This is a genomic window from Thermostichus sp. MS-CIW-30, assembly GCF_054058015.1.
Genome location: NZ_JBSRZW010000019.1, coordinates 51,949 through 61,122, shown reverse-complemented (window position 1 = coordinate 61,122; position 9,174 = coordinate 51,949). Strand labels below are relative to the sequence as shown.

The 9,174-nt window shown below is 59.2% G+C and carries 6 protein-coding genes and 1 pseudogene; 4 read left to right on the top strand and 3 right to left on the bottom strand.

The genetic code is table 11. From position 1 onward, the window contains the following. Positions 1–100: 100 nt before the first annotated feature. Complete coding sequence (gene recJ, locus ACVWXW_RS09515) at positions 101–2,365, bottom strand: single-stranded-DNA-specific exonuclease RecJ (protein ID WP_457403665.1); 2,265 nt, start codon at positions 2,363–2,365, stop codon at positions 101–103. Between the two features lie 95 nt (positions 2,366–2,460). Then, the gene (locus ACVWXW_RS09510) at positions 2,461–2,628 is read right to left on the bottom strand and encodes a hypothetical protein (protein WP_083757636.1); all 168 of its coding nucleotides are present in this window, start codon (positions 2,626–2,628) and stop codon (positions 2,461–2,463) included. A gap of 178 nt (positions 2,629–2,806) precedes the next feature. On the opposite strand from ACVWXW_RS09510, the pseudogene ACVWXW_RS09505 reads away from it, so the two are divergent. The 4 genes and pseudogenes from ACVWXW_RS09505 to ACVWXW_RS09490 all read left to right on the top strand — a co-directional run bounded on the left by ACVWXW_RS09505 (position 2,807) and on the right by ACVWXW_RS09490 (position 7,817). After that, a pseudogene (locus ACVWXW_RS09505) lies at positions 2,807–3,729 on the top strand (IS630 family transposase). Positions 3,730–4,049: 320 nt separating this feature from the next. After that, positions 4,050–6,302 carry a hypothetical protein gene (locus tag ACVWXW_RS09500; protein ID WP_457403664.1) on the top strand — a complete coding sequence of 751 codons (2,253 nt, stop codon included), beginning with the start codon at positions 4,050–4,052 and terminating at the stop codon, positions 6,300–6,302. 252 nt (positions 6,303–6,554) lie between these two features. Next, on the top strand, positions 6,555–6,734 hold the full coding sequence (locus tag ACVWXW_RS09495) for a hypothetical protein (RefSeq protein WP_011432732.1): 180 nt from the start codon (positions 6,555–6,557) through the stop codon (positions 6,732–6,734). Between the two features lie 3 nt (positions 6,735–6,737). Beyond that, a complete protein-coding gene (locus ACVWXW_RS09490) occupies positions 6,738–7,817 on the top strand; it encodes a DNA polymerase III subunit delta' (protein ID WP_457403663.1) in 1,080 nt (359 codons plus the stop codon). Here ACVWXW_RS09490 and ACVWXW_RS09485 read toward each other — a convergent pair. Continuing rightward, the gene (locus ACVWXW_RS09485) at positions 7,801–9,144 is read right to left on the bottom strand and encodes an ATP phosphoribosyltransferase regulatory subunit (RefSeq protein WP_457388616.1); all 1,344 of its coding nucleotides are present in this window, start codon (positions 9,142–9,144) and stop codon (positions 7,801–7,803) included. The genes ACVWXW_RS09490 and ACVWXW_RS09485 overlap by 17 nt on opposite strands. Positions 9,145–9,174: the final 30 nt, after the last annotated feature.

Below are 9,174 nucleotides of genomic sequence, written 5' to 3'. Positions count from 1 at the left end.
TCTACTATATCCCTCTCAATGACTTTTGCCAAACCGCCTAAAGCTCAGTAAATTCAGCAAAGTTCAGGGTTTTGGGGGTTAGAGGCATGCTCCCTTCTCACTACTCTCCGTTCTTTTCTCTTTTCTCTCTTGTCTCTCTTGAGAGGGGATCCGGTCGCAGCAGCCGCTGACACAGTTGGGCAATCTGGGTGGGGCTAGCCTCATCCAGCCAGCGGTGAAAGGCTTGGGATTCCTGAAGGCGGCCCATCAGCAGCGTGGGGATCTGCTCCGGGCCGTCCAGTTCCGCCAGCCATTGCCGGGGAAAGCCAGTTACTGCAGCCAGATCCTCGGGATCCCGTTGGCCTGCCTGCCACTGTTGCATCAGCCAGTTGACTCGGGCGGGGATCTGCTCCCAGGGGGAGGCAGAAGCGGCCAGGATCAGGGTTCGGGGCTGTACCTGTTGCAGCAGTTGTGCCAAGTCCGCCGGTAGCCAGGGCCAGCGGGCCAGCACCAGCTTTGCCCCTTTTGGTGGTGGAACAAGGTTCTCGGCCTCCTGCCCGTCGTAACAGATGGCCCCTTTCAGCGAATCCGGCAGGGGTTTCTGCCGAAAATCTTGGATCTGTAGGCGAGGGGCGGAAATGGTGGGTGCCTGCCACTCTCCCGCAGGGCGCACCGCCAGCACTTTGCCCTGCCAAGGCTGTCTGCCCCGGTCATCCGCTTCCAACTGGAGGGCGATGTCCAAAGCCTGGCATTTTTGCCAGCGCTCCAGCTCTTCTCCGGCTTGCCAAAACCACAGGGTACGGGATCCCAGCGAGCCTTGGAGTTCAAACTTGAGGTGGCGGCCATTGCGGGAGACTCCCAGGTTGGAGCTATTGGGACGGAAGTTCATCAAGGCAACGACGGGGTTGGGGTTGCCGTGCCCAAAGGGCTGCAGAAGCTGCAATTGCCGATACACCTCATCCAGCTCTGCCACCCCATCCCGATCCTGAGAGACCAGTAGCTCCCAGTCGAGGATAATCTCCACCGCCAAGGCGCGAGCCCGCTGATCCGGGCTAACCCGCGCGGCCAGCTCCCGCTGCAACGCCAGTTGCACAGCGGCCAGGCAAGCCAGATCCACTTGGATCCTGGCGGCCATGGGGTGTCCGCCTCCCCGCCGCAAGAGGGGGCGCACAGCCTCGATGGCCTCCACCAGGTTCACCCCTGGCAGGGAACGACCCGACCCATGGCCCAGCCCTGTGGCTTCGTCTTTGGCAATCAACACCGTCGGGCAGCGGTACTGCTCCACCAAGCGCGCCGCCGCGATCTCCAGAACCCCTGGGTTCCAGCCGGCTTCCGCCAGAACAATGGCTCCTTCCCGGGTCAGATCCAAGCTCTCTACCTGTTGGCTGGCCTCTTGGATCACTTGCTGGGTGAGCTGCCGGCGCTCTTCGTCAAGGGCAACAAACCGTTGCACCAGCGCCTGGGCCCGCTCTGGATCGGAGGTGGTCAGCAGCTCCACTGCTAAGCTGGCGTCTTCCAAGCGGCCAATGACGTTCAACTTGGGGGCGATGCGAAAAGCAATATCCTGGGCTGTCGGCGACCTCTGGAGCTGGCCGTTGCTAACCTGGGCCAGCAGAGCTCGCAACCCCGGGCGCTGCGTACTGGCCAGCACCGGCAGGCCCCGCTGCACCAAGTAGCGGCACTCCCGCTGCAACACCGCCACATCGGCCACAATTCCCACCGCCACCAGATCCAGGTGCTGCTCGACACCAGGGATCCCTAGGGCTTGGTAGAGCGCCTCCGCCAACTCGTAGACCACTCCCACCCCCGGCAAGAAGCGCAGCGGATGTTCAGCCGGCAATCGCAAGGGGTTGACCACCGCATAGGCAGCGGGCAAGGGATCCGGCAGCATGTGGTGATCCGTCACGATCACGTCCACCCCCTGGACTTGGGCCATGGCAATTTCGGCAGCATTGCCCACCCCGCAATCCACCGTCAGGATCACTTGGCAGCCCTGGGCCAGCACCTGCTGTAGCCGTTGAGGATTGAGCCCGTGCCCCTCGGTGCTGCGCAGCGGTATGGAGAACTGGACTCGGAAGCCCAAGGGTTGTAACGCCGAGAGCAGGAGACTGGTACTGGTGACACCATCGCAGTCAAAGTCCCCCCAAATGCACAGGGTCTCTTCCCTTTCCCGTGCCTGCAGCAGCCGCGCCACCGCCCGCTCCAGATCCGGCAGGGATGCTGGTGGTGTGGGGGAATAGTGTTCGGGATCCACGAAGGCCTGCGCCTGCTCCCAGGTGTGCAGACCCCGCAGAGCCATCACCTTGGCCGCATACTTGCCATATTCCCGGCTCAGTTGCGGATTGAACTGGGGGGGAGTGGGCAGCAGCTCCCAGCGGTATTCCATGCAAGCTCGACAGGGATAAAGGTTCCTAGGAGCCTATCAAAAACTGCCTGGGGAGAAAAGCAGCTTGGGATCCCCAAGAAGGCCTGGTGACCTGCTTATTGACAGCAGTGGGAAGCCACACAGCAGGCGGAAGGGTGCTCGTGATTGTGGGTGGCACAGGCTTCGCTGCAGTAGAGTTGACCTTCGTAGCGATAGCCTTGGCTGCTCTCGAAGCTGCAGTTGCAGTGTTCACAGGCGCAACGGACAAGGGTGCTGGCAGACATGATTTTCTCTCCTTCTTTCTCGTTTTTTCCTAGGGATCCTCTTGTCGAAGATCCGCGTCTCTACACCCTAGCGGTTGCTCAGCAACGATGCTGAAACAAGAATCAGAATCATTTTTGGCACTTCACCGATTACAGCCTATGAATTAGGATACAAGTATCCAAGAGAAAAGAGAGATATATACCAACCTATTTGTTAGATTTATCCCAAAGAGTTGTGGCAGCTTATCAGGCAGGCAAGACCTCCACTCGCCAGGTAGCGGAACAGTTCATGGTAACCCAAAGAACACTGCACCACTGGGTGCATCAGTATCAACAAACTCAGGATTTATCCCCCAAGAAAGTCGGCACAAAGCGAGTAGGTATTCTGGAACAACACCGGCAAGAAGTTATGACGGTCATTGAAAGGCGCCTGAACTATTATCCGTGGTAGTATCAAGAACTGCTACGAGAGCAACTGGATACTGATGTGAGTGCTGTTACGATAGACAACTTTTTAAAAAAGCGAGGAATGACGCTAAAAAGAATTACCGCAGTGTAAAAATCAGAGAAGAGGAGGTGCAAAGGCAACAATTAGCCTATAGTTAAGAAGTCAAGAATATACCAGTGGAAGATATAGCTATTCTAGACCAGACAAGGGTGTGAGAGGCAATGGAACGGAGGGGTATCTCGGAGTTTACGCAGTCAAAGAGCTTACAGTTACCGTCAGAGATGCAAAGGGAAAAAACATAAGATTATTGAAGCTATTTCCTGGAGAGAGGCAGTAGGCTGTTGTGTTATCAAGGGTGGAATGCGGAAGAGCAATTTTCTGGAGTTTTTGCAAAGTGACTCATGTCCGGAACTGGATGCGCGGAAGGTGGTGATTAGAGTTCGGAAGTGGAGGGTTTGATTCAAGGAACAGGTGCGCGGATCATAGACCTGCCTGTGTATGCACCAGAGTTGAATCCGATTGAGAGGATGTGGTCGGTATTGAAGCCTTTTATCCGGCAGTTTTCCAGAGCCGGGAAGTATGGGATGGAGCAGATAGCAGAGACCTCTTGACTACTCATCAATCCATTCTGCTTCCGAAGTTGGTTTGCTAGGTGTTGCTACTGTGCCCCTTGATTCCTTAACAGGCTGTACTGCTCCATCCCTATGCACGAAGAGGGATGCCGCCGCCCTAATTACTGGGAAGAGACTCCCAGATACTTTGTCCCTCTAATGTCCCTCTAGTAAGAGGTACTGCACCACGAAGCACTCAGTGCCGCCGCAGGCGAACAAGCTGGCGGAGTTCGCAGTTACTGTATCAAGAAGCCGTCATAAAGGGCGGGGCTTGTAACCCAGTTTTCTGGTCAATGTGGCGTTGGCATCTCTTTGTGCTTTATCCTGAGGGGCGATAAGCTAAAGTACAGCAACAACACAGTCCTAAACTGGGAACTTTATTGATGCCTCCGCGCTCCTCTTCCTCCCAGAGTGGCTCTACCCCATTCCCCTTTCTGGAGGGGCGGGGTGCTGCTGCCGACGGGGCTGAGTCGAGCTTACCGCTGGGACAGCGTTTGCTGCGGGCGGGTCTGATCTCCCAATCCCAGTTGGCTCAGGCTCTGCGAGAGCAACAGCAAAACCACCTCAAGTTGGGAGAAGTGTGTCTCGAGCACGGCTGGCTCACCCCAGCCGCTCTCTACCGCTTCCTGCCCAGCCAGTCCCTTTCTCTGGGAGAGATTTTGGTGGCACTGGGCCACTTGGATTTTGAGCAGTTGCGGGTTGCTCTGGCCCAACAGCGTCGCTACGGGCGGAAATTGGGGGAGATTCTCACCTGGAAAGGCTGGGTACAGCCCGCCATTTTGGATCGCGCCTTGGATGTTCAGGTGCAACTGCAACGGATGGCTTCCCCCAATGCGTGGGAAGCACTGCAGCCTTTTTTGGCTAAGGATCCCGTACCCGAGGTTCAGCCTATCCCCCGAAGATCGACAATTCCTGGCCGAGAAGACCCAGCTCAGGATTGGCCTGCACCCGAAGAGGCCAGGAGAGAGAGTACGGTTCAGCCGCCGAGTCTTGAATCTGCGGCTGGGGGAGATTCCATCCCTGGAACATTAGCCGCGGCAGCCTCGGATCCCTTTGCCGATGAGCCTCAACCGGCCACCTTGGCTGACTACCGCAAGCAAGTGGAAGCCTTGCGGCTACAAATCGAGCTCCAGGAACAGGAATGGGATCGGATCCTGGCCAGCATGAACCAGCAGATTGCCGATTTTCAAAACCAGTATCAGCAGCGCATTCAAAAACTGGAAGCCACCATCCGTCTCCAACAAGCAGAGCTCCAGCACCAGGCAACGTTGCAGCAGGATTTGCGGGTTTGGCGGGAACAACTGCAAAGGCTGGAAACGGAGCTGGCTCTTGCCCGCGCTGCTGAGCAAAGGGCGCAGCGGCAGTTGCAAACCCAGCAAGATTGCTATCAGTCGGAATTGGAGCAGTTGCAAGAGCAAATCCAGATTCTGCAGAAACGCCAGTTGGACTCGGTGCCCAGCAGCGTTGTGGCTGACCTACGCGCTCAATTGGAAGCGGCGCTCCAGCAGCTCCAGCAGCTCCGGTCGGGGCGGGATCAGCTGCAGGCCCAACTTGCCCAGCAAGCTGCAGAGCCAGAAGCTGCCCCATCCCGGCATCTGGACTCCTTCTGGCCAGAGCAGGTTGCCGCTTTAGAGCAACAGATTGCGGAGCTGAGGGCCGCTTTGCAGATGTGGCAAGAGCGCTACGCCCAGCTACAGCAAGAGCACGAGGCCCAAATGGCGCGGCTTTCCGGCTATGTTCCCCCAGAGCAGGTGGAAAGCTTACAGGCGCAGCTACAACAACTGCAAGCGGAAATGGCGCGGCTGATGGCAGCCAACCGTGACTACGAAGCGCACCTTGCTCAACTGGAGGAGCAACTGCAGCAGAGCCAAGCCCTGATCCACCAGCTCAGGGCAGAACGGGCCGAGGCCGACCAGCGCATTGTCCAACTGGAGGGATCCCTGCAAGCCCGCCAAGAAGCCTTGGAGCAAGCTCAACAACAACTGAAAACCACGGGATCCCGCCTCAGCGCCCTTCAACAGCAGCAGGCCAACTTGACGGTGGAACTGCGAGATGCGCGAGAGCTGCTAGCGGCCTACCGACAGAGCTTGGAGACTTTACAGGAGAACCTCAAGATTGAGCAGAATCGCAACCGTCTGCTGCAGGTGAGTTACGAACAGCAAAAGCTGATCGCCGAGGCAGCGCAGGCTCAGTTGAGAGCAGCCAACTTCTCTGGCTCAACCGCCAAAGATGAGCCAGCACGTTCGCGTGAGCGAAACACAGTCCTTACGAGGAGACTGGAGGAACCTGCGACCGATGCCGGGGAGCTTCCCGCCAATCCTGAGGACACGCCGACGGATCCTTTGCTGGCGGAACTCACCCCCTGGGCCAGGCATCTGTTCCAAAACTTGCAGGCAGCGGGCTTGCTGGATCGGCCCCAGATCCAAGACATCCTCAGCCGCTGGCAACAGTCGGGGGGCAAGCTGACCGCGGTCATTGGCGAGTGTACCGGCCTGAAGGCAACCACGGTCGCGGTAGCGGTGCGGTTCCCGGTAGGGTGCCGGAGGCATAGCACTTTCAAGTTCTTTGCGGATGGGGGGTATTCTGCCCGTTTGTCGGGGTGCCGCACGGTGGGAGAGCATGACTCTAGTCAATAATAAGCTCAACTATACTGAAAATAATGTATAATATGTTCAGTACGGATTACTACCAGTTGATCTTTCTGTTTACTTTCGAGTCTGCCAACATGGTAGCCAAAGCAAAGCAGAAAATTGGTAGTAAGACGACACGGAAACTGCGCTTTGGGTATTCTACTCAAAGCTTTGCGGGATACCGCCATTCTGTTTGGAAACAAACAGAATGCTATCGCTGCATAGTTGAACAGTGATGTTCAGCAGTGTTCAGCGTAAATGTATCAGTTCCTCAAGGCTGCCGACTTGTTGGCTGCTGAAGTGCTGGAGTCCTTGCCGCCGATGGATGAATCTTCGCCCCACTGGGGGGATCCCTTGGTGGAGCGGGGGTTATTGCGACCGGAGACGCTGCAGTATTTTCGCAAACATTTCCTGCCAGCTTCTGCCAGCGGATGCTGAGATATGCCAGAACTCCGTCCGAGCGCCGAGACCGTCAAGCGGATGAAGGTCTTGCCTCCACAGCACATTGTCGGGCAGGAGATGGCGGCACGACTGCTTGTGGCGGCCCTGGAGAAGGGGCGGGTGACTTCCAGCTACTGCTTCTTGGGCCCCCAAGGGGTGGGGCGGAAGCTGATGGCCCGTTGGTTTGCCCAGGCCCTCTTGTGCGAATCCAGCTCCGGGATCCCTTGCGGCAAGTGCTCCCACTGCCGTTGGCTGCTGGCGGGCAACCATCCCAATCTCCACTGGGTCAGCCCCACCTACCTGCACCAAGGCCGCCTAATTGCGGCAGACTCCCCGGAGGCGCAAACCTTGCAACGGCGCTCGCCGCCCCAAATTCGCCTGGAGCAGGTGCAGGGGGTATCCCGCTTCTGTGCCCGCAAGCCGATTCGAGCCCAGCGAAAGGGCTCCGCCCCGCTAAAGGACTCCGTCCCGCTTACGCGAACGGGAGCGGTGGTGGTGCTGGAGGGAGCCGAAACCTTGGCGGAAAGCGCTGCCAATGCTTTGTTGAAAACCCTGGAGGAGCCAGGCCCAGCCCATATTATACTCATCGCCCCCCAGGCGGCCTCGCTGTTGCCGACGCTGTTGTCCCGCTGCCAGATGGTGCCTTTTCGCCGCCTCAGCCCAGAAGAGGTCGACCGGGTGCTGAGTGGGTTGGGTTGCCCAGATCTGGCAGGGATCTCTCGATCCGAGCTGATTGCCTTGGCCCAGGGCAGCCCCGGCTTGGCCTTGCTGGCCCACCAGCACCTGCAGCAGATCCCGCCGTCGCTCCTTGAGGAACTCAAACGTTGGCCCTGGCACTCTTCTCTCCAGCAGGCATTGGAATTGGGCAGAGCGGTGGCCAGTTTGGAGCTGCCGGCACAACTGTGGCTGATCGATTATTTGCAGCAGCATTTTTGGGCGCAGGGATCCCGTCAGCCGTTTGCGCCAGGGGTGCAGAGCGCCATCCGGCAGTTGGAACGCATTCGCCAACACCTGTTGCAACTGGTGCAGCCCCGTCTCTGTTGGGAGGTCAACCTTGCCAGCATTAGCCCGGGTGGGTGATGTGGTAGCTGCCGTCGGCTTGTACCCAGGCGATCTCCGGGATCCGACATTGGCGGGCATAGGCTTCGATCTCTTCAGGGGCCCGATCCAGCAATTCCAGCTCCACCGCCTCCGTTCGCGTCAGCGGTGCGGTGCACTCTTCTCGCCAGCGGGCGGCCAAGGCCAGCGCCGCCGGGATCCCTGCCGGCACCAGGGGCACCACCAACCGTTTGCAGCCCATCTCCTCGGTTTGGGGATCGGGGGGCAAGAGCCGCAGCAGCGTATCCGGCAGAAGGGTAAAGCCAATCCCCGGCTGCGAGGATTCCGTGCCGCCGCCAGCGCGACTGGCCTGCTGAGGGCTGTAGAGGGCGTACAGCCGGTCGTAGCGCCCCCCCAGAGCAATGACCTCCCCGCTCGCCACCGCCTGAAAAACGATACCGGTGTAGTAGGCCAGGGTTTGCAACAAGCTCAGATCCAGCACCACCCGCACCCCATGTTCCTCCAGCACCTGGCAGAGCTGCCGCAGATCCCGCAGCCGCTCAGGCGGCACAGGCAACTGAGCCAGGTCAGAAAGAACTGAGCCGGGCTGGCCCCGCAGCCCCAGAATCTGCAAGCCAATCTGGCGGGCGGCTTCCGGCAGAGGGGCCGATTCCAGGTAAACGTAGTCGAGCTGGGCAATGGCACGGCGCACTGCCGCTTGAGCCGTGGGGGCAACGGCGCTGAGCAAACTCTCGGTGAGGCTGACATCTCCCAGCAGCAGCGTCCAGGCGGCCTCCGTCCCGTTTACACAAGAAGAGATGCCGATCGAGCGAATGCAATCGGCCAGCAGCAGCAGAATCTCGGCATCTGCCAGCCATCCCCCTGCCCCGATCAGCTCCACTCCGGACTGAAAAAACTCCTGGCTACTGTAGGATCCCTCCTCCCGCCGGCTGTTGCGAAAAACGCTGCCGTGGTAGTAGAGCCGCAACGGCAAAGGCCCACCGGCTAGACGGGTGGCTGCCGCCCGCACAATGGAAGCAGTGAACTCGGGGCGCAGCCCCAGCATCGTCCCTTCGCCATCCCGCAGTTGCAGCACCGACTCAGCGCGGATGGATCCCCCCGCCAGCAGCGTTTCCAGCCGCTCTAGGGTGGGAGTGATGATGCGCTGGTAGCCATGGCGCCGGAAAACCCGGGTCAGCTGAGCCTCCAGCTTCTCCCGCCGTTGTACTTCCCGCGGCAGGAGATCCCGGGCACCGCTGGGGGGGCGCAGACTGCTGGAGACGGTGGAACTGGCCTCAGGGCGGGGATCCCAAAAGTGCTCCGCACCGCTACCGCGAGAGTGCTCCGCACCGCTACCGCGACCGTACACAGGGCTGCTCCAGCAGAGGATCCTGCTGCA

Bases quoted from the DNA above. Each gene is read 5' to 3' on its own strand.
- recJ (WP_457403665.1), bottom strand. From the start codon at position 2,365: ATGGAATACCGCTGGGAGCTGCTGCCCACTCCCCCCCAGTTCAATCCG.
- ACVWXW_RS09510 (WP_083757636.1), bottom strand. From the start codon at position 2,628: ATGTCTGCCAGCACCCTTGTCCGTTGCGCCTGTGAACACTGCAACTGC.
- ACVWXW_RS09500 (WP_457403664.1), top strand. From the start codon at position 4,050: ATGCCTCCGCGCTCCTCTTCCTCCCAGAGTGGCTCTACCCCATTCCCC.
- ACVWXW_RS09495 (WP_011432732.1), top strand. From the start codon at position 6,555: ATGTATCAGTTCCTCAAGGCTGCCGACTTGTTGGCTGCTGAAGTGCTG.
- ACVWXW_RS09490 (WP_457403663.1), top strand. From the start codon at position 6,738: ATGCCAGAACTCCGTCCGAGCGCCGAGACCGTCAAGCGGATGAAGGTC.